At 69.4% G+C, this 18,278-nt stretch carries 19 protein-coding genes and 1 pseudogene; 11 read left to right on the top strand and 9 right to left on the bottom strand.

The window, feature by feature from the left end:
• Positions 1-112: 112 nt before the first annotated feature.
• Positions 113-1,243, bottom strand: a complete 1,131-nt coding sequence (gene pstS, locus ACLVWQ_RS10855; protein ID WP_414108123.1) for a phosphate ABC transporter substrate-binding protein PstS — start codon at positions 1,241-1,243, stop codon at positions 113-115.
• Between the two features lie 430 nt (positions 1,244-1,673).
• Here pstS and ACLVWQ_RS10850 point away from each other — a divergent pair, with 430 nt between their 5' ends.
• Positions 1,674-3,254 (top strand): FAD-binding oxidoreductase, encoded by a 1,581-nt coding sequence (locus ACLVWQ_RS10850; protein WP_414108122.1) that lies wholly within the window; start codon positions 1,674-1,676, stop codon positions 3,252-3,254.
• Between the two features lie 100 nt (positions 3,255-3,354).
• Here the strand turns inward: ACLVWQ_RS10850 and ACLVWQ_RS10845 are convergent, their stop codons facing one another.
• From ACLVWQ_RS10845 to ACLVWQ_RS10830, 4 genes are all read right to left on the bottom strand, one after another.
• The gene (locus tag ACLVWQ_RS10845; protein ID WP_414108120.1) at positions 3,355-4,065 is read right to left on the bottom strand and encodes a phosphatase PAP2 family protein; all 711 of its coding nucleotides are present in this window, start codon (positions 4,063-4,065) and stop codon (positions 3,355-3,357) included.
• A gap of 182 nt (positions 4,066-4,247) precedes the next feature.
• Positions 4,248-5,192 carry an NlpC/P60 family protein gene (locus ACLVWQ_RS10840; protein ID WP_414108470.1) on the bottom strand — a complete coding sequence of 315 codons (945 nt, stop codon included), beginning with the start codon at positions 5,190-5,192 and terminating at the stop codon, positions 4,248-4,250.
• 175 nt (positions 5,193-5,367) lie between these two features.
• Positions 5,368-5,715, bottom strand: coding sequence for a Uma2 family endonuclease (locus tag ACLVWQ_RS10835; protein WP_414108468.1), 348 nt, complete (start codon positions 5,713-5,715; stop codon positions 5,368-5,370).
• Positions 5,716-5,933: 218 nt separating this feature from the next.
• Positions 5,934-6,362: an ATP-binding protein gene (locus ACLVWQ_RS10830; RefSeq protein ID WP_414108119.1), complete on the bottom strand. Its 429-nt coding sequence runs from the start codon at positions 6,360-6,362 to the stop codon at positions 5,934-5,936.
• A gap of 198 nt (positions 6,363-6,560) precedes the next feature.
• On the opposite strand from ACLVWQ_RS10830, the gene ACLVWQ_RS10825 reads away from it, so the two are divergent.
• The 4 genes from ACLVWQ_RS10825 to ACLVWQ_RS10810 are packed head-to-tail and all read left to right on the top strand — an operon-like array spanning position 6,561 to position 8,077.
• Positions 6,561-7,406 (top strand): helix-turn-helix domain-containing protein, encoded by an 846-nt coding sequence (locus tag ACLVWQ_RS10825; RefSeq protein ID WP_414108118.1) that lies wholly within the window; start codon positions 6,561-6,563, stop codon positions 7,404-7,406.
• Between the two features lie 9 nt (positions 7,407-7,415).
• On the top strand, positions 7,416-7,610 hold the full coding sequence (locus ACLVWQ_RS10820) for a DUF397 domain-containing protein (RefSeq protein ID WP_414108117.1): 195 nt from the start codon (positions 7,416-7,418) through the stop codon (positions 7,608-7,610).
• Positions 7,611-7,638: 28 nt separating this feature from the next.
• Entirely contained in the window at positions 7,639-7,830 is a 192-nt protein-coding gene (locus ACLVWQ_RS10815; protein WP_414108116.1) for a DUF397 domain-containing protein, read from the top strand.
• On the top strand, positions 7,823-8,077 hold the full coding sequence (locus tag ACLVWQ_RS10810; RefSeq protein ID WP_414108115.1) for a DUF397 domain-containing protein: 255 nt from the start codon (positions 7,823-7,825) through the stop codon (positions 8,075-8,077). The genes ACLVWQ_RS10815 and ACLVWQ_RS10810 overlap by 8 nt, the downstream gene beginning before the upstream one ends.
• Here ACLVWQ_RS10810 and ACLVWQ_RS10805 read toward each other — a convergent pair.
• The 3 genes from ACLVWQ_RS10805 to ACLVWQ_RS10795 all read right to left on the bottom strand — a co-directional run bounded on the left by ACLVWQ_RS10805 (position 8,068) and on the right by ACLVWQ_RS10795 (position 9,577).
• Positions 8,068-8,460, bottom strand: a complete 393-nt coding sequence (locus tag ACLVWQ_RS10805) for a hypothetical protein (protein WP_414108114.1) — start codon at positions 8,458-8,460, stop codon at positions 8,068-8,070. The genes ACLVWQ_RS10810 and ACLVWQ_RS10805 overlap by 10 nt on opposite strands.
• Before the next feature lie 92 nt (positions 8,461-8,552).
• Positions 8,553-9,194 carry an SRPBCC family protein gene (locus ACLVWQ_RS10800; protein ID WP_414108113.1) on the bottom strand — a complete coding sequence of 214 codons (642 nt, stop codon included), beginning with the start codon at positions 9,192-9,194 and terminating at the stop codon, positions 8,553-8,555.
• A 26-nt stretch (positions 9,195-9,220) separates the two neighbouring features.
• Positions 9,221-9,577 (bottom strand): ArsR/SmtB family transcription factor, encoded by a 357-nt coding sequence (locus ACLVWQ_RS10795; RefSeq protein WP_414108112.1) that lies wholly within the window; start codon positions 9,575-9,577, stop codon positions 9,221-9,223.
• A 716-nt stretch (positions 9,578-10,293) separates the two neighbouring features.
• Between ACLVWQ_RS10795 and ACLVWQ_RS10790 the strand changes: the two genes are divergently transcribed.
• From ACLVWQ_RS10790 to ACLVWQ_RS10765, 6 genes are all read left to right on the top strand, one after another.
• The gene (locus ACLVWQ_RS10790) at positions 10,294-10,602 is read left to right on the top strand and encodes a hypothetical protein (RefSeq protein ID WP_414108111.1); all 309 of its coding nucleotides are present in this window, start codon (positions 10,294-10,296) and stop codon (positions 10,600-10,602) included.
• 196 nt (positions 10,603-10,798) lie between these two features.
• Positions 10,799-11,644: a hypothetical protein gene (locus tag ACLVWQ_RS10785; protein ID WP_414108110.1), complete on the top strand. Its 846-nt coding sequence runs from the start codon at positions 10,799-10,801 to the stop codon at positions 11,642-11,644.
• The gene (locus ACLVWQ_RS10780; protein WP_414108109.1) at positions 11,634-12,962 is read left to right on the top strand and encodes a hypothetical protein; all 1,329 of its coding nucleotides are present in this window, start codon (positions 11,634-11,636) and stop codon (positions 12,960-12,962) included. Before ACLVWQ_RS10785 ends, ACLVWQ_RS10780 begins: the two co-directional genes overlap by 11 nt.
• A complete protein-coding gene (locus ACLVWQ_RS10775; protein WP_414108107.1) occupies positions 12,959-14,518 on the top strand; it encodes an SCO6880 family protein in 1,560 nt (519 codons plus the stop codon). The genes ACLVWQ_RS10780 and ACLVWQ_RS10775 overlap by 4 nt, the downstream gene beginning before the upstream one ends.
• 6 nt (positions 14,519-14,524) lie before the next feature.
• The gene (locus ACLVWQ_RS10770) at positions 14,525-15,949 is read left to right on the top strand and encodes an ATP-binding protein (RefSeq protein WP_414108106.1); all 1,425 of its coding nucleotides are present in this window, start codon (positions 14,525-14,527) and stop codon (positions 15,947-15,949) included.
• Positions 15,950-15,963: 14 nt separating this feature from the next.
• Entirely contained in the window at positions 15,964-17,574 is a 1,611-nt protein-coding gene (locus ACLVWQ_RS10765; RefSeq protein ID WP_414108105.1) for a type VI secretion protein, read from the top strand.
• Between the two features lie 36 nt (positions 17,575-17,610).
• Here the strand turns inward: ACLVWQ_RS10765 and ACLVWQ_RS10760 are convergent.
• Positions 17,611-18,175 (bottom strand): annotated as a pseudogene (locus ACLVWQ_RS10760) (GNAT family N-acetyltransferase).
• Positions 18,176-18,278: the final 103 nt, after the last annotated feature.

The raw sequence follows: 18,278 nt of genomic DNA, 5'->3' as shown, positions 1-18,278 counted from the left end.
GGGGTTCTCCGGTCTGCGGGGCCACACGCTGCGCGCGGCCCCAGGCGGCGGTGCACCGGACGGCGTGTGGTCCGGCCCCTGGAGTGGAGTGGGGCCGGACCACACGCTCAGGTCAGCTCAGGCTCGCGATGGTCGTACGGACCTTCGCGATGATGTCCTCGGGGATCGGGGCGTAGTCGTTCTCGGCCAGGATCTTCTGGCCGTCCTCGCTCGCGATGTAGGTGAGGAACGCCTTGGTGGCGGCGAGGGTCTCCGCCTTGTTGCCCTTGTCGCAGACGATCTCGTACGTGACCAGGGTGATCGGGTAGGCGTTGTCGGCCTTGGTCGCGCGGTTCAGCTCCAGCGCGAGGTCCGAGCCCGTGCCGACGACCTCGGCGTCCGCGATGGCCGTGGTGGCGTTCTCCGAGGTGGCCTCGACCGGCGCGCTGGCGCCCGTGTCGAGCTTGGCCGCGCTGATGCCGTCCTTGGCGTACGACAGCTCCATGTAGCTGATGGCGCCGGGGACCTGCTTGACCTGCTGCGCGACACCGGAGGAGCCGGGCGCGGACTGGCCGCCCTTGGCCTGCCAGGCCTTGCCGCCCTCGTACTTCCAGTTGTCGGGCGCGGCGGCGATCAGGTACTTGGTGAAGTTGTCCGTGGTGCCGGACTCGTCCGAGCGGTGGAACGCCTGGATCTTGAGGCTGGGCAGCTTGGCGTCCGGGTTCAGCTTCTTGATCGCCGCGTCGTTCCAGTTGGTGATCTTGCTGTCGAAGATCCCGGCGATGGTCTTCGCGTCCAGGACGAGGCCCTCGGCACCCGGGACGTTGTAACCGACGGCGATCGGGCCGCCGACCATCGGGAGGTCGATGCCCTGGCCGTCCTTGCAGACCTCCTTGGAGGCGGTGACCTCTTCGGGCTTCAGCGCGGAGTCGGAGCCGGCGAAGGCCACCTGGCCCTGGGTGAACGCGGTGACACCGGCGCCCGAACCCTCGGACTTGTAGTTGATCTGCACGTCCTTGCAGGCGGCCGCGAACTGCTTGACCCAGGCGTCGATCGCGTTCTTCTGCGCGGAGGAGCCGTTGGCCAGCAGCTGGCCCTTGGCGTCGTCACACTTGATGGAGCTGTTGGCGGCCGTCGTGCCGCTGTCGCCGCTCCCACCGCCGCTGGTGTCGTCGGAGCCGCACGCCGTCAGCGCCAGGGCGCCGGAGACGGCGACAGCACCGAGGGAAAGGGCGCGAAGCCGGTTCTTGCGCTGAAGCTTCACTTTCGGGAGTTCCTTCCAGAAGCCGCCGTGGTTGGCGGCGTGCGATGTCGTGGGGCAGTCTCGCGGCCCGCGTCCTGGTCCATGAGACTGCTTCGTTCTGATGTGCCTCGTCGTCCTGCTCGTGCATCCTGCTGTCCATCGACCGGCGGGTGTGCCTGCATCCGTCCGCACACGCACCGGGTAAGGCCGAAATTAGGCAGAACAGGTGAAGGCGCCGATGGCCGTGAGTGAACGGCGGGTGAACCCCTGCCGTCAGTGCGGTGAGGTCACGGAACGCTCACGGGTTGAACACGTACAGGTTCCAACCCGGTCCCGGCCGAAAGCCCCCTCGCCGGGCCGATCCCGTTCCGGCGGCGATGCCGGGCCCCGCACAGGGAACCCGCCGGGCGGTTGCCCCGTCTTCCCTCAACGGGAGCAACGGGAGGCACACATGCAACGGCGGACATTCATGGGCGGCGGCGCCGCGGTCGTGGTGACGGCGGCGTCGACGGCGTGCTCCCCGAGTTCCGAGCCACGGTCCGCGGAGGGGACGCGCGCGTCCGGCACCAGGACCGGGACGACCGCACCCACCGGAGCCACCACGACGACGGCCCACGGCAGCACGGCGGCGGGCTGGAAGGCCCTGGCCAAGGATCTGGAGGGGCCCCTGGTCCGCTCGGGGGACGCGGACTGGGCGGCGGCCCGCCAGCTCTACAACACCCGCTTCGACTCCTTGAAGCCGGCGGCGGTCGCGTACGTGGCCCACACCGAGGACATCCGTACGGCGCTCGGGTACGCCCGCGCCCACGGCATCCGCGTATCGATCCGCAACGGCGGCCACTCGTACGCGGGCTGGTCCTCCGGGGACGGCCGGCTGATCGTCGACGTGTCGAAGCTCTCCGCGGTACGGGCGTCCGGCGACGAGGCCGTGATCGGCGGGGGCGCCAAGCTGATCGACGTCTACCGCGGACTCTCCGCGAAGGGCGTGACGATCCCGGCGGGCTCCTGCCCCACGGTGGGCGTCTCGGGTCTGACGCTGGGCGGCGGCCACGGGGTGGTGTCGCGGGCGTACGGGCTGACGTGCGACAGCCTCACGCAGGCGACGCTGGTCACGGCGGACGGCAGGCGGCTCACCGCGAGCGCGACCGAGAACAAGGACCTGTTCTGGGCCCTGCGCGGCGCGGGCAACGGCAACTTCGGGGTCGTCACGGAGCTCCGCTTCACCACGCACCCGGCCCCGCGGGGCGTCACGGCGAACATGTCCTGGCCGTGGTCCAGGGCGGCCGCGGTGGTGAGCGCCTGGCAGGAGTGGGGGCCCGACCAGCCGGACGAGATCTGGTCCTCGCTCCACCTCTCGAACGCGGCCGGCGGCACGCCCACCGTCTCCGTCGCCGCGTTCTCGCTCGGCACGTACGGCGAGCTGCAGAACGCCGTCGACCGCCTCGCGGACCGGATCGGCGCCTCCGCGCAGAGCGTCTCCCTCAGGCGCCGCTCCTACGAGGAGTCGATGGAGGTGTACGCGGGCTGCTCGTCCTTCTCCAGCGACGCGCAGTGCCACCTCCCGGGCGGAACACCGGGCCGCTCGACGGAGGGCGCGCTGAACCGTGAGACGTACGCGGGCCGCTCGGACTTCTTCGACCGCTCGATCCCGGCGGCGGGCGTCCGGACCCTGCTCTCCCAGATATCCGGGGTGCGGGGCGGCACGGGAAGCATCGCGCTCACCGCCCTGGGCGGCGCGATCAACCGGGTGGACCCGACGGCGACGGCCTTCGTCCACCGCGGCTCACGCATGCTGGCCCAGTACATCGCGGCGTGGCGCCCCGGCACGTCCGGCAGGACCTCCGAGTCCTGGCTGGCCGAGGCCCACACGGCCATGGGCCCGCACGCCTCGGGCTCGGCCTACCAGAACTACACGGACTCCACTCTCACCAACTGGCGCAAGGCGTACTACGGCGCGGCGGCCCCGCACCTGAAAACCCTGAAGGAGAAGTACGACCCCGAGAACTTCTTCCAGTTCCCCCAGTCGTTCTAGGGGCGCGGGGAACGGCGCGACCAGCCCCCACCCACCCGCACCCGACACCCGCACCCCGCACCCCGGGCCCCGGGCCCCGGGCGAAACGAAGCGGAAGCGCCTACGCCGCGAGATCCCGCTCTTCAGGGTCCGCCTCGGCCCCCACACCGCCCGCACCCCGGGCGCTCTTCCTGCCCGGCCCTCCGGCGGAATCACTCCGCACCAGCCACCCGACCCGCCCGGACCGCTCGATCGCCCGGACCAAGGGCGTCAGCGCGGCGGAGGCGAGCGGCGAGAGCAGCAGCACCACCGCGGTCCCGAGGGCGAATCCGCCGAGGACGTCGGTCGGATAGTGCACGCCCATGTAGATCCGGCAGAACCCACCGAGCAGCGCGAGCCCTATCCCGACGAGCCCGAACTTCCGGTTCGCGAGGAACAGCCCGACTCCCATGGCCATCATGAGAGTCGAGTGATCGCTCACGAACGAGTAGTCGGTCTTCCCGGCGACGAGGACATCCAGCCCCTCATGGTCCACGAAGGGCCGGGGCCGCTCCACGAAGCCCCGTATCGGCACGTTCACGAGTACGGCGACCCCGGCGGCCAACGGCGCCCAGATCAGCGAGGCCACGGAGGAGGCGGCATCGTCCCCGCCCCGTCGCCGCACGGTCCACCAGCACCACAGGATCAGCAGCACCAGGACGAGCAGCAGCCCGAACTCACCCACGAACTCCATGACGCGGTCGAACCAGTGCGGCGCGTCCTTGGCGAGGCCATTGATGTCGTAGAGCAAGTCGACGTCGGGGTTCGATCCGGAGTCGGCCAGTCCAGCCATGGTGCAACGGCCCCTTCGTCGTCATCTTTCCAGCGCACCCACCGGATGCGCAGCGCCACAACCCCCGTCATCGGCTACAAGAACAGGAACGCACACTCCCCTTGCATACGTTCCGCCCTCCACCGAATGATCACTCAGACGTTACCGAAGAGAGATACATCGCCGCAGCTCAGGGGTGTGTTTCACACAGAGGTAGGCAATGCTTTCGCGCCATCTTCCGTCACACGGGTCGCCCCGAAGTAGTCGGGGGTGTCGATGGGGTCGAAGCGGATCACGGCGCCCGTGCGGGGCGCGTCGATCATGTATCCGCCGCCGACGTAGATACCGACGTGCCGAATGGCCCGGGAGTTGGTGAGGTCGTCCGAGAAGAAGACCAGGTCGCCGGGGAGGAGTTCGTCCCGCTCGGGGTGCGGCCCGGCGTTGTACTGGTCGTTGGCCACGCGGGGCAGGGTGATGCCCACGCTGTGGTACGCGGCCTTGGTCAGCCCGGAGCAGTCGAAGCGTCCACCCTGGTCAGCGGTGCCGTTGCCGCCCCAGAGGTAGAGCGTCCCGAGCTTCTTCTGGGCGTAGTAGATGGCGCCGGCGGCCTGTTGGGAGGGCTGCACACGACCGACCGGAGCGGCGAAACTCTCCTCCAGGGTCGTGATCGTCTTCACGTAGTTCTGGGTTTCCTTGTAGGGCGGGACGCCCCCGTACTTGATGACGGCGTACGCGCCCGCGTTGTACGCGGCGAGCATGTTCTCCGTCTGGTCCCCGGGTGCGTCCTTGACGTACTTCGCGAGCGTGCAGTCGTACTGCGCGGCCGACGGAATCGCGTCATTCGGATCCCACACGTCGCGGTCGCCGTCGCCGTCGCCGTCGATTCCGTGCGTGGCCCAGGTCCCGGGGATGAATTGCGCGATCCCCTGCGCGGCGGCCGGGCTCTTGGCGTCGGGGTTGAACCCGCTCTCCTGGTACAACTGCGCGGCGAGAAGCGCCGGGTTGATGGCGCCGCACAGATTGCCCCACTTCTGCACGAGCGTCTGGTACGCGGCCGGCACGGCTCCCTTGGCCAGGCCGACGGCCCCCTGCCCCGCGCCGTTGGCCAGGTTCCCGGCGACCAGGTAGACCCCGACCACCAGCACCATGACGAAGCTCAGCCCCGCCCCCACGGCGGCGGTCACCAAGATCCAGCCCTTACGCACCGTCAACCGCCCTCAACAGCTCCGGAATTCGCCCACGTCATCCTAGGAGCTTCCCACCGGGAAGCACGCACAACCGATGCACTCCCGTTCGGTGGAACCGGCCGTGGCACAAACCGGGTCAGCGAGGCGATCGCCGGGCGCACGGCGGATCGCCGTACAACGGGAACCGATCCGTGTCGACCTCGAAGCCGAGCGGCGGAGGCAGCGGCACGGACTCCCCGAACTTGCCGGGCAGCACGTCCTGATAGGCGCCGCCGCCCGGGTGGGTGTGCAGGGCCCAGGTGCCCTTGCGAGGGTCGACGACCAGCAGCGCGACTACTCCCGCAACCGCATACCAGTCGGCTTTGTCCCTGATACCCCGAGACTTCTCGGACGGGGAAATGACTTCCACGGCGAGCTCGACGTCCCGCGGATCGGAGCAGCCAGTCGTCGGAGACCAGAAAGTCCCGGGGGCAGACCAGAAGATCCGGCGTCACGAAGTCATCCGGTTCGTCCGGCATCTCGATGGACGACATCTCTGTCGCGACGAGCACCCGCGGAAGCTTCGGCCTGATCAGTTCCTCAAACCCACCGCGCTGCGCGACCGCCGCCGCTTCCTCCGTTTCACGGCCCGCACGGGCACACGCCGCCCCGAGCCGCTGTTCGACCTCCACCACTCCACCCTCCTCACACTCCGCTCATCCATCAATACGTTAGGTCACACCACTGACACTCAGCCCACAGCAGCTTCCCGCCCCGGTCGCCGCTCAGCCGGTACGCGCCCCACGTATCGGCACAGGCCCGCACGAGTTGCAGACCGCGCCCGCTCTCGGCCGTGTCCGGCGCTACGAGACCGGGGTCGTCGAACTCCTTCGGGACGGTGGGGTCGGAGTCCCACACCCCGACCCGCACCCGCGCGGCCGCGACGGCACGCAGCCGCAGGGCGTAGGGCCCGCTGGTGTGGAGATGGGCGTTGGTGAGCAGCTCGCCGGCGAGCAGCTCCGCGGCGGGGACGAGCGGGGCGAGGCCGTGGGCGGCGAGGACGATGCGCAGGGTGGCGCGGCCGATACCGGGTGACCGCGGATCGCGCGGGAGCTGAAGGGTGCAGGCCCAGGACGGGGATACCGTTGCCATCGGAAGTCTCCGATCACGAAGAGGAGTTGGACGGTTGCTCAGTGACCGCGGCCGCTCCGTCGAGCGGGGTGCTTCTGAGCGAGGCGCTCAACCAGCAAGGTATCGGTAGTAGTTATATTCTTCACCGAATAAGGGTGAAGGGTAAGGACAACCATCCGTGTGGGTGACTTGCAGCACGGAGGATCGAGGAGCATCGCCGTGCGCACCAACCCGACAGGGCGTCAACTCCGGCTCGGGGTCGAGCTGCGCAAGTTGCGAGAACAGGCAGGCCTCACCTCGACGGCGGCCGCTCAGCTCCTCGGCATGCCGCAAGCACAGGTCAGCAACATGGAGACGGGCCGGCTCGGTGTCAGTACGGAGCGCGTGCGCACTTTGGCGTGCCGGTACGACTGCTCGGACAAAGCTCTGGTGGAAGCCATCGCGGGGATGGTCGGTGGCCGCAAGCGCGGCTGGTGGGAGACGTACCGTGAGATCCTGCCCGGCCCGTTGCTCGACCTGGCGGAGCTGGAGCACAACGCCCAGTCGTTGCGCACGATGATCACTGCACGCATCCCCGGCCTGCTCCAGACCGTCGACCACGCCCGGGAAATCTTTCGTCAGGCAGTCACGGAGCTCTCACCGCCGGACATCGAGCACCGCGTCTCCTTCCGCATCAAGCGCCAGGATGTGCTGTACCGGGACGACCCCACTCCGTATGAGGCGATCATTCACGAGGCAGCTCTGCGGATGAAGATCGGCGGGCCGTCAGTGTCACAACAGCAGCTCAAACATCTGCTGGACGCGAGCGAGCGGGAGCACATCATCCTGCGCGCCATCACATTCGACGCCGGCGCCTACCCCGGGTCGGGCCAGTCCATCTTCTACGCTCACGGCCCAGTACCGGAGCTCGACACAGTGCACCTCGACCAGTCTCACGGCCTCACGTTCCTGGACGCCGAGGCCCAACTGCGCAAGTACCGGAACCTCTTCGAGAAACTGAACGCGGTGGCCCTGTCACCCGACAAGACCCGCGACCTCATCCGCACAGTGATCCACGACCTCTAGGGAACTCCCTTGACTCCGTCCGCCTGGCAAAAGTCGTCCTACTGCTCCGAGGGCGACTCATGCATACACACGGCCTCCACTGCCGAAGCCATCCACCTCACCGAAAGCAGCGACCCGGCCCACTCCATACTCGGCGCCACTCCCCACGCCTTCGCAGCCCTCATCCACGGGCTGAAGGCCAAGAAGGAAACCCTGCCCAGCTGACGCTTCCGGGACCTGCGAGGAACCCCAGATGCCCGAACCCACCTGGCAGAAGTCGTCCTACTGCGCACAGGGCAACTCCTGCGTCCACGTAATCACCACCCCCACCGGCACCATCCACCTCACCGAAACCGCCGACCCCGCCCACTCCACCCTCGGGACCACCCCCCAAACCTTCGCCGCCCTCATCCACGTACTCAAAGAGAGCCCCTCTCATGTCTGACATCCCCACCAACCTCACCTGGGAACGCGCCGCCCCGCCGGAGGCGACCGGGCCCGGCCCCTGGATCGAGCTCGCTTTCGGCGACGACGAACTCGTCTACATCCGGGAGACCAGCGACCCCGACACCGTCGTCACGACCACCCAGAAGAAGTGGGACGCCTTCGTACTCGGCGTACAGGCCGGCGAGTTCGACCACTTCGTGGAGGGAGTGGAAGGCGTGGACGGCCTCGGGGGCGGTCAGCCCTGAGCAGCCGGGCCCGCCGGACCGCTCCGGGCCACACCCCGCGCCCACAGCACCAACGGCACCTGAAGCGGCAGACGGGCCAGCGCCGCGGCCTTGCGGGGCGTGGGCCCGCGCCGCGCGTCCACGGCCATCTGGACGTTGGCGGGGAACACCCCGACGAAGAACCCGGCGGCGGCCAGCGCAGCGACCCGCCTCGTGCGGGGCACCGCCACCCCGGCCGCCAGCGCCAGCTCGACGACCCCGCTCGCGTACGTCCAGTTGCGGGCCGCGCCCGGCAACGCGGACGGAACCATCGCGTCGAACTGCCGCGGCACCGCGAAGTGGGCGACCGCGGCGGAGGCCAGCAGCCCCGCGAGCAACAAGGGTGACCGTTCCGACCGCTGCACGGTTTCTCCTCCACTACGGGTCCGGCGGGAGGCTCACGGGGGAGCCTGCCATGCGAGGTTACTGAACAGTAAGCGCTCCGGGCGGCGAGCGCTCAGGAGGACTCCGCCCCCGTGTACGCCGCGGTCGTCCGGTCGGCCCTCGCCCGCGCGACCTCCTCCCGCTCACCGTCGGAGACACTCGCCTCGTACCAGCCCTCGCTGCTCAAGGCGGCGAACCGCAGCCCCTCCTCGGTCGCGAACCAGGCCATGGCCTCCTGGGGGTCCACGGCCGCGCCGCCGGAGGCCAGGTGCAGGGTGAGTCCGATGAGGCCCATGTCCCAGCCGACGCCGACCGCTCCGGGCCCGAACTCCTGCCACTTCGGGTCGTCGTCGGGCGAGATGTGGTCCAGCTCGAAACGCGTCCCGCCGTCCGGCGCGGGGGTCAGCCGGAGCTCGATCCAGCTGACGTTCCCGTCGAACTCCCAGGTCGCGGTGAAGCCCTTGGGCGGGTCGCAGCTCTCGACGGTGCCACCGGCGTTGCCCACCAGTTGGTACCTGCCGCCGGGGCGGAGCTCACCGGTGACGGGCAGGAACCAGCGCGGGATGCGCTCGGGGTCGGTACAGGCCTCCCACAGATCCTCGACGGTCGTGTCGTAGGTCCGGCCCAGGGTCACCACGTGGGCCTCACCGGCCTCAAGGACCCGGCTGCCGACCTGGCGCCGTACAGAGTTGATCTGATGCGTGACGTCGATCATGGGGTTGCTCCTCAACTGTGAAGCGATCAGGGGTTGCCGTCACCGGACCGCTCGCGCAGCCGGCGTTCGCGTGCGCCCCGGGCCACCTCGGTGGCCAGGGCGTCGAGGCGGGGCGTCCACAGACGCCGGAAGCGGTCCAGCCACGCGTCTATGTCGCGCAGGGGGTCGGAGTTCACGGCGTAGAGCCGCCGGGTGCCCTCCGGCCTGACCGTGGCGAAGCCGTTCTCCCGCAGGACCTTGAGGTGCTGCGAGACACCGGGCTGGGATATCCCGAATTCTTCCCGGACGACCTCGCTCACCGCCCCCGAGCTCATCTCTCCGTCGGCGAGCAGCTCCAGGATCCGGCGGCGAACGGGATCACCGAGTACGTCGAATGCGTGCACGGCATCAAAGTATCACCATGTACTTATATAAGCGCAGACGGATACTCGGGATCGCACGACCCCCGCGACCCCCGGCACTCTTCGCGACGCCCGCGCCACTCACGCCACTCACGCCACCCGCACCACCCGCACCCCTCGCGCCTCACCACCCTGCACCCCCGGACACCCCCCGGACACCTCCGTGCGCCTCCCCTGCGCCTCCGCCCGCGGCACCTCCGTCAACCAAGCCCGGAAGTGCACCCGTTGTCCACCGTGAGCCCCCACCTCGCGACATCCCACGACCGCGCCCGGGTAACCTTCACTCAGCACAAATCGGGTGGCGTCTACTCACCAGGAGACGTACGCCCGAAGGACATCGGCACGAAGAACCGGCGCACAGGGGACGGAGTCGGGCTCGATGGACAGGCGGAATCAGCCACTCTCAGGCGGCGGTCGCGTAAGAGGGGCTAACGACGGAACCACACCACAGGTTCCGCTCCCACTTCATTGCCCGGCGTGACCTGCCGTGATACACAGAGTGACGATACGCCCCCCGTGGATCGTCCCGCGCGCCCCCTGGGGGCCCCGCGAGCACCGATAACAAGGGTTTCGCACGAAACCCGCCAACCAATGACTCCAAGTCGACATGCGACGGTGCCATTGTCAGCGACAATGGCTGTGACCTCTGCGCAGAGTGGCAGGGGTGACAGAACAACCCACTAGGGGCGGTGACTTACATGCTTTTCGCAGCCGAAAAGGGCGACATCAACACGATCATCGGCGGGATCGCTCCGGACTGGGGGCCATTCGGCACCCTGGGCAACGAGGCCCGGGTGCTGATCGAGGTCGTGATGGCGGTCGCCATCCTTCTGTGTCTCGGTATCGCGATCTGGGGCGCGGCGAAACAGCGTATCGGCGCAACGGCTCTGCGCGACACCTTCAGCGCGGAGCAAGGCAAAGGCCTCATCATCGCGGGCCTCACCGGAGTCTTCATCATCGGCTCGCTGGGCACGCTCTTCACCATCGTGTACGGCATGGCCGTCTAGGCGGCCGCCGGCCCGGTGTCCTCGGACCCGGCCGGGCGCACCCGGTCCTTCCACCACTCCACCCGTCCGACGTGCCCACCGGCTGAGGTCCCGTTTTCCTGATGTCCAGTCACCACACCGCGCCCGCGCGGGAACCAGCGGGACTACCGTCGTACTACGACGCGGTTCGGCACGAGGTTGAGGGGGCGTTCGCGTCATGAGTCTCGGCGACGAGCACGGAGCGCGCGGCGAGGGCGGCGGTTACGGAGGCAGCGGCCAGACGCGCACCAGGCTCCCCGACAGTGACGGCGACGTCTACGGCGGGGCACGTCGCGGCGGCCGTTCGTCGTCGCGCAGCCTCGTCACGGTGGTCGGCGTCGTCGTCCTCCTGATTGCGGCCATCGCCTTCGCGAACCGTGGTGGCGGGGATTCCGGCTCGGACGACACCGGAAACGACACGAAGAAGGCGGCCCCGGCCCCGACGGCACCCTCCGGGGAGCAGCCGGTGCGGACCAAGTCGGGCGGGATCCCGTCGGGGTTCGCACAGACCGAACAGGGCGCCCAGAGCGCGGCCTCGAACTACGCCGTGGCACTGGGTTCGACGGGCATGTTCCAGAGCGACAGACGACACGAGATCGTCGCCGGGCTCTACACGTCCGCGGCCGCGAGCAAGCTCCAGGGCCCCATGGACGAGGCCTACTCGGAGAGCTTCCTCGGCAAGCTGGGTCTCGATGCCGACGGCAAGGCGCCCGAGGGCAGCACCTTCGTCTCGCGCACGGTCCCCCTGGGCGCCGGAGTCGAGGAATACAGCGACAGCGGCGCCCGGATCTCGGTCTGGTGCGTGGGACTCATCGGGATGTCCGGACCGAACTCGACCGACCCCGTGCACTCCGCCTGGAAGACCTGGACCTTCGATCTGCGATGGTCCGACGGCGACTGGAAAGTCACGAAGGACTCCCAGAAGGACGGTCCGGCTCCCGTCCCCGGTGACGACCAGGCGGCCTCCTCCGACGAGATCAGCAAGGCCATCGAAGAGTACGGAGGGTTCACGTATGCCCGGTAGCCCGCGCCGTGTGCTGAAGCTCGCCGGAGTCGCAGCGGCCGTACAGGCCGCGGTCGTACTCACGGCCTCCCGCGTCTATGCGGCACCGACGCCGACACCGACACCCTCGGACGACGTCTGCGATCTCATCCCCGGTGAGGCCAAGAAGTACTGCGAACGAGACACCGGCGGCGGCTCCAGCCGCAACGGCCCCTCCCTCGACGACCCCACCACCGCCCTCGACCCCCTCGCCTCCCTCGCCAAGGGCTGCGCCAAGGCCGCCTCCTGGACCATCGACAAGCTCAGTGACGCGGTCCAGAACACGGCGACCGTCGACTACACGAACTCCACGTTCCTCCAGCAGTACGCCGTGGTCTTCGCCGCGTCGACGATCCTCACCCTCCTCCTGTGGCTCCTGGCGGTCGCCAAGCGCGCGGTCCGCGGCGTCCCCCTCAGCACAGCCATCGGAGAGGCCGTCGGCTTCCTCTGGCTGACGGTGCTGGCCTCGGCCTTCACCCCTCTGATCCTCTACACCGTCGTGTCCGCGACCGACGGCATCGCGGAGGTCCTCGCCAAGACCACCGGCAACCAGACGGACACCTTCTTCGGCAACTTCTCCGGCGCCCTGAACAAGGGCACGGACATCGGCGGCGGCCCGATCATGCTGATCGTGGTCTCCCTCGTGTCGATCCTGGCCGCCGGCGTCCTGTGGCTGGAGCTGGTGATCCGCGCGGCCCTCCTCTACGTCGGCGCGCTCCTGGGCACCGTCGTCTACGCCGGCCTCGTCGACAAGAACCTCTGGGGCCACGTCCGCCGCTGGGCCGGCATCATGATCGCCGTCATCCTCGTCAAACCGGTCATCGTGATCGTCCTGGGCCTCGCGGGCGCCCTCTCCGCGGAGGACGGCCCCGACTCCTTCTCCGCCGTCGTCTCCGGCCTCGCGATCATCCTGCTCGCCATCTTCGCCAGCGCGATGATCTACCGCTTCGTACCGGGCTTCGGCGACGAGATCGCCGGCTCCCGCAACAACCGCATCATGCAGGGCGCCGAAGGCAAGGCCGCGGCCGTCATCAGCTCGCCCGCCACCCTCGTCGCCCAGGGCATCAAGACCCACAGCAGCCGGGCCGACAACAACGGCGGTGGAGGCGGCGGCAACAGCGGCGCCCGCCCCTCCAACCCCGTCTCCGGCGGCGTCGCGGCCCACAGCTCACGCGGCAACTCGGGCAACGGCGGGTCGGCCCCCGCCGCGCCCCCGCCCCGCTCCAGCCCGGTGAACACCCCCCACGCCGGGAACAATCGCAACGGAAGCAACAACCGCACGGGAGGTGAAGGGCGTTGACGACCGATTCCCACCTGACCCATCAGGTCACGCCCCGCCGCACATATCTGATCGGCCGCGCCCGGCCGAACGCGATCGTCGGCCGGAACCGCGAGTCCGGCGAGATCGGGCTCATCATCGTGGGCGCGTTCCTCGGCATGATGTCCGGCCTGATCGTCCCCGTGCTGTCCCTGCGCATCGTGCTGCTCATGGGCTTCCCGATGCTCGCGCTGGCCGCGGTCTACGTACCGTACAAACGGCGCACCTTCTACAAGTGGTTCGAGATCAACCGCAGTTTCAAGCGAGGGCTCCGACGGGGCACCGCCTACCGCAGCGACGTCATGGAGTCCGGCATACACATCGACGGCCGCGAAGTAGAGATCGGCCCGCCCCCCGGCATCGGACGCATCACCTGGCTCGCGGCGCCCTTCGGCCCCGACGAGATCGCCGTGCTCCTGCACGCCGACCGCAAGACCGTCACCGCCGCGATCGAGATCGAGGGTCCGGGCGTCGGCCTGCGCGACAGCGAGGACCAGGAAGCGCTCGTCGACCGCTTCGGCACCCTCCTCAAGCACGTCGCCAACGGCGACGGCTTCGTCACCCGCATCCAGATGCTCGCCCGTACGCTCCCCGCCGACCCGGACGCCCACGCCAAGGACGTCTCCGTACGCGGCGACGAGCAGGCACCCGCCTGGCTCCAGCAGTCGTACGAGCAGCTCTCCTCCATGGTGTCGACGAGCAGCGAGCAGCACCGCGCCTACCTCGTCGCCTGCATGCACTACTCGCGCGAACTGGCCGCCGAGGGCCAGGCGATGGCCCGCGCCGCCCGCCCGAAGGGCGGCAAGAAGCTCGACAAGGACGCCGGTCTCGCCGTCGTCATGGCCCGCGAGCTCACCGACATCTGCTCGCGGCTCCAGGAGGCCGACATCCGGGTGCGCCAGCCGCTCGGCCAGGGCAGGCTCTCCTCGCTCGTCCACTCCATGTACGACCCGGACCACCCCATCGACCACATCCAGGCGATGACCCGGCGCAACGCCTGGCCGGCCGAGCTGGACGCCATGGAGCCGACCTACCTCCAGGCGAAGACCCGCGAGTCCTCCACCCGCGCCCCCTGGTGCCACTCCACGGCCTGGGTGAAGGAGTGGCCGATGACCCCGGTGGGCGTCAACTTCCTCGCCCCGCTGCTCGTCCACACCCCGGACGTGATCCGCACCGTCGCCGTCACCATGGACCTCGAACCCACCGAGGTCGCCATCGAGCGGATGCTGACCGAGAAGACGAACGACGACGCCGAGGCCAGCCGCCAGGCCAAGATGAACCGCACCGTCGACCCGCGCGACGTCGCCTCGCACAACCGTGTCGACCAGCGCGGCCAGGACCTCGCGAGCGGCGCCGCCGGCGTCAACCTCGTCGGCTACATCACCGTCTCGTCCCGTAACCCCGAAGCACTCGCCCGCGACAAGCGGACGATCAGAGCCTCGGCCGGCAAGTCGTACCTGAAGCTCGAATGGTGCGACCGCGAGCACCACCGCGCCTTCGTCAACACGCTCCCGTTCGCGACCGGCATCCGGAGGTAGGACTCTATGCGGGATCCGCTGTCCGTCCTCACGGAAAGCTTCACGTCGTTCCTGTTCGGCAAGGTCGAGACGACCCGCCCGCCGGTGCGCACCTCCACCGGCCAGGCCCAGGCCGTCTACCTGCCGACCGCGGCCCCCGGCCTCGGTGACTCCGGCGTCATCATCGGCCGCGAGGTCTACTCCGGCAAGGGCTACATCTACGACCCCTTCCAGCTGTACGGACAGCAGCTCCCCGCACCGCACTGGCTGGTCCTCGGCGAGTCCGGCAACGGCAAGTCGGCCCTGGAGAAGACGTACGTCCTGCGGCAGTTGCGGTTCAAGGACCGCCAGGTCGTCGTCCTCGACGCACAGGGCGAGGACGGCGTCGGCGAGTGGAACCTCATCGCCGAGGAACTGGGCCTCACCCCCATCCGCCTCGACCCGACCGCCGCCCTGGACATGGGAATCCGGCTCAACCCGCTCGACCCGGCGATCACGACGACCGGACAGCTCGCGCTGCTCCGGACGATCATCGAAGTCGCGATGGGCCACAGCCTGGACGAGCGCTCCGGCTTCGCGCTGAAGGTCGCCCACGCCTACGTCAACGAGACGGTCGTCGAACGCCAGCCCGTCCTCACCGACATCGTCGACCAGCTCCGCCACCCCGAACCGGAGTCGGCGGAGGCGATGAACGTCGCCCTGGACGACGTACGGGCCTGGGGCCTGGACGTCGCCCTGGTGATCGACCGGCTCGTCGACGGTGACCTGCGGGGCATGTTCGACGGCCCGACGACCGTCGGCATCGACCTCGACTCCCCGCTCATCGTCTTCGACCTGTCCCACATCGACCGCAACTCCATCGCCATGCCGATCCTGATGGCGATCGTCGGCGTGTGGCTGGAGCACACCTGGATCCGCCCCGACCGGAAGAAGCGCATCTTCCTGGTCGAGGAGGCCTGGCACATCATCAACAGCCCGTTCGTGGCCCAGCTGTTCCAGCGCCTGCTGAAGTTCGGCCGCCGGCTCGGTCTGTCGTTCGTGGCGGTGGTCCACCACCTGTCCGACGTCGTGGACGGGGCCGCCGCGAAGGAGGCCGCGGCCATCCTGAAGATGGCGTCGACACGGACGATCTACGCCCAGAAGGCGGACGAGGCCAGAATGACGGGCCGGGTGCTCGGCCTGCCCCGGTGGGCGGTCGAGATCATCCCCTCGCTCACCCCGGGCATCGCCGTATGGGACGTCAACGGCAACGTCCAGGTCGTCAAGCACCTGATCTCCGAGACCGAACGGCCCCTCGTCTTCACCGACCGCGCCATGACGGAGTCGTCGGCGGACCACCTCGCGGACGACGCGCTGCGCGCCGCCGAGCTGGAGGCCGAGGAACGGGCCGCGGCCTTCATGGAACAACACCTGAGCGATCTCGACGGCTCATCCGAGTCCACGGTGGCGTAGAGGAGCGACCCGAGATGAGACCGGACGATCGCGATCGCGGGCGTGGCGGCGAAGGGGGCATCCCCGACGGCCTGTTGCTGGGCATCCTCGCCTTCGCCCTCGGCATGACCGTCATGGTGTGGACGGCGACCGGCGTCGCCGGCCTCTTCTCCCACGGCTCGTGGCCCGCCGGGGTCACCTTCCGCCGTACGCCGCTGGCCATCCGCCAGCTCATCGCGGCCCCGCACGACCTGGCGGCCGCCTGGCCCGACACCCCGGTCGATCAGCTCTCCGGGTACGGGCTCTTCTGGGGCCTGTTCATCGGGCAGCTGATGGTGCTGCTGGTCCTCACCGTGTTCGTGCTGGGCACGGTCGCCAGATGGCGGGCCGGCAGGGACAGGCGCAGGGCAGCCGTCGCCACGGCGGAGCCGGACCTCCTGACGAAGGACGAGCCCCGCGGGGCCGTTCGGGGCCGGGCAGCGGAAGGGCCCGCGCCGGAACGTCGGAGGCCGCCACAGCCGCCGGTCGAACACGCCACGGCACCGCAGCCGACGGCGCACGCCCCCGAGGCGATCCCGCAACGGGCGGCGGAGCCACCGCTGGAGTCGCATCCCACTGAGCCGGCTCTCCCGGCCGCTGACAGTGAACGAGCTGAACGAGCTGAACGAGCTGAACGGGCAGGCGGGTGGGAAACCTCTGTTCCGGCCCCGCGGGGCCCCGTCGTCCTCGGCCCGCGCGACACCCGCCACCCCCTCGCCGTCCAGGCGATCCGGGACGCGGACGGCCCCGCCCTCGTCGTCACCTCGGACCCCGCCGTCTGGTCGACCACCAAGGACGCCCGCGCGAAACTGGGCCCCGTCCTCCTCTACGACCCCTCCCACCTCTGCGACACCCCGGCCCGCCTCCACTGGTCCCCCTCCTCGGGCTGCGAGACCAAGGACACGGCGAAGGCCCGCGCGGCAGCGCTGCTCGCCCCGGTCCGCCCCACCGCGAAGATCGACCAGACGGTCGCCGACACCGCGGAAACGCTCCTGCGCAGCTACCTCCACGCGGCGGCCGTGGACGGCCGCACCATCCGTCACGTGCACCGCTGGGCCCAGGGCGCCCAGGTCCAGGAAGCCGTTCGCATCCTCCGTACGAACCCGAAGGCTGCGGCCGGTTCCGCGGGCGAACTCGAAGCGGCGCTCACCTCTCACCCCGAACGCCGTGACATCGCGCAGGAGTTGACGGCCCGAGCCCTTTCGTCGCTCTCCACCGTCAACGTCCGGGAAGCTTGTACTCCAAACCGAACTGACACGCTCACCTTGGATTCCTTCGTCAACGAAGGGGGAACGCTTTATGTGGTCGGTGAACCCATCGAGGACCCGAGGTCGAACCCCGGCGCCATGCCGCTCCTGACGGCCCTCGCCTCAAGCGTGGTCGAGCGCGGCCGGCGCATGGCCGAACGGTCATCCTCCGGTCGCCTCGACCCACCACTTGCCCTCGTCCTGGACGACGTCGCCGCGGTGGCCCCGCTCCCGCAGCTCCCGGAGCTGCTCGCCGCGGGCCAGGGCACCGGCCCGGACCGTGGCCTCCCCACCCTGGCCCTGCTCCGCTCCCGCGAGCAGGCCCGCTCCCGCTGGCCCCACCACGAACTCCCGGCCTGACGCCCGCGACCGACTGCTACTCAGGGAGTCAGAGACTCAGGCCGACCGCTTGGGCCGTGCAAAGACGAACTCCACTTCATGCGCACCGGTCTCCTCCGGCGCCGGCACCGGAACGCGCACGCCCGTGGCCACGAACCCGAACCTCCGGTAGAACGCCTGGGCCCGTCCGTTCTCCTCGTGCACGAACAGCCGCACCCGGTCCACGTCGGCGACCTCCCACGCCCAGTCCAGAGCGTGCGTGAAGAGCCGCTCGGTGAGCCCCTGCCCCCGCACTTCGGGCCGCACGTACACGGCGACCAGATGCCCCTGCCTCCTCGACCAGCACGACCAAGGAACCCACCCACCGCCCACCGGGCTCCTCGGCGACGATCTGCCGGCGGTCACGCGCCCCTTCCGCGGCGCCGGCCGCCCGCTCCTGCCAGAAGTGGTCGGGCTGGGCCACGGCGTTCTCGTACGTGTCCAGAAAGGCCAGATGGGCCACCGGATCCTGAAGGGAGGCCAACCGGATCTCCCGCACCGCGGGCCACTCGTCGGCACGCACGGAACGGATCAGGTACTCATCGGACACGTCATGGGACACGTCATGGGGGTCGTAGCGCATGACGAAAACCCTAAAGGAAGGAGGAGTCCTCGCAGGAAGGGGTTTCTGCACGGGAACGCAAAAAAGCCCCCGCACCGAAGTGCGGGGGCTCTCTCACAATAAT

The sequence above is a fragment of the Streptomyces sp. CWNU-52B genome (assembly GCF_047444975.1).
Lineage (GTDB): Bacteria > Actinomycetota > Actinomycetes > Streptomycetales > Streptomycetaceae > Streptomyces.
Note: the sequence above shows the minus strand (reverse complement) of the source record. Positions and strands in the feature narration are given on the sequence as shown.

Coding starts and splice junctions, on each gene's coding strand:
- ACLVWQ_RS10770 (WP_414108106.1), top strand. CDS start 14,525: ATGCGGGATCCGCTGTCCGTCCTCACGGAAAGCTTCACGTCGTTCCTG.
- ACLVWQ_RS10785 (WP_414108110.1), top strand. CDS start 10,799: ATGAGTCTCGGCGACGAGCACGGAGCGCGCGGCGAGGGCGGCGGTTAC.
- ACLVWQ_RS10765 (WP_414108105.1), top strand. CDS start 15,964: ATGAGACCGGACGATCGCGATCGCGGGCGTGGCGGCGAAGGGGGCATC.
- ACLVWQ_RS10800 (WP_414108113.1), bottom strand. CDS start 9,194: ATGATCGACGTCACGCATCAGATCAACTCTGTACGGCGCCAGGTCGGC.
- ACLVWQ_RS10790 (WP_414108111.1), top strand. CDS start 10,294: ATGCTTTTCGCAGCCGAAAAGGGCGACATCAACACGATCATCGGCGGG.
- ACLVWQ_RS10810 (WP_414108115.1), top strand. CDS start 7,823: ATGTCTGACATCCCCACCAACCTCACCTGGGAACGCGCCGCCCCGCCG.
- ACLVWQ_RS10830 (WP_414108119.1), bottom strand. CDS start 6,362: ATGGCAACGGTATCCCCGTCCTGGGCCTGCACCCTTCAGCTCCCGCGC.
- ACLVWQ_RS10845 (WP_414108120.1), bottom strand. CDS start 4,065: ATGGCTGGACTGGCCGACTCCGGATCGAACCCCGACGTCGACTTGCTC.
- ACLVWQ_RS10840 (WP_414108470.1), bottom strand. CDS start 5,192: ATGGTGCTGGTGGTCGGGGTCTACCTGGTCGCCGGGAACCTGGCCAAC.
- ACLVWQ_RS10850 (WP_414108122.1), top strand. CDS start 1,674: ATGCAACGGCGGACATTCATGGGCGGCGGCGCCGCGGTCGTGGTGACG.
- ACLVWQ_RS10780 (WP_414108109.1), top strand. CDS start 11,634: ATGCCCGGTAGCCCGCGCCGTGTGCTGAAGCTCGCCGGAGTCGCAGCG.
- ACLVWQ_RS10815 (WP_414108116.1), top strand. CDS start 7,639: ATGCCCGAACCCACCTGGCAGAAGTCGTCCTACTGCGCACAGGGCAAC.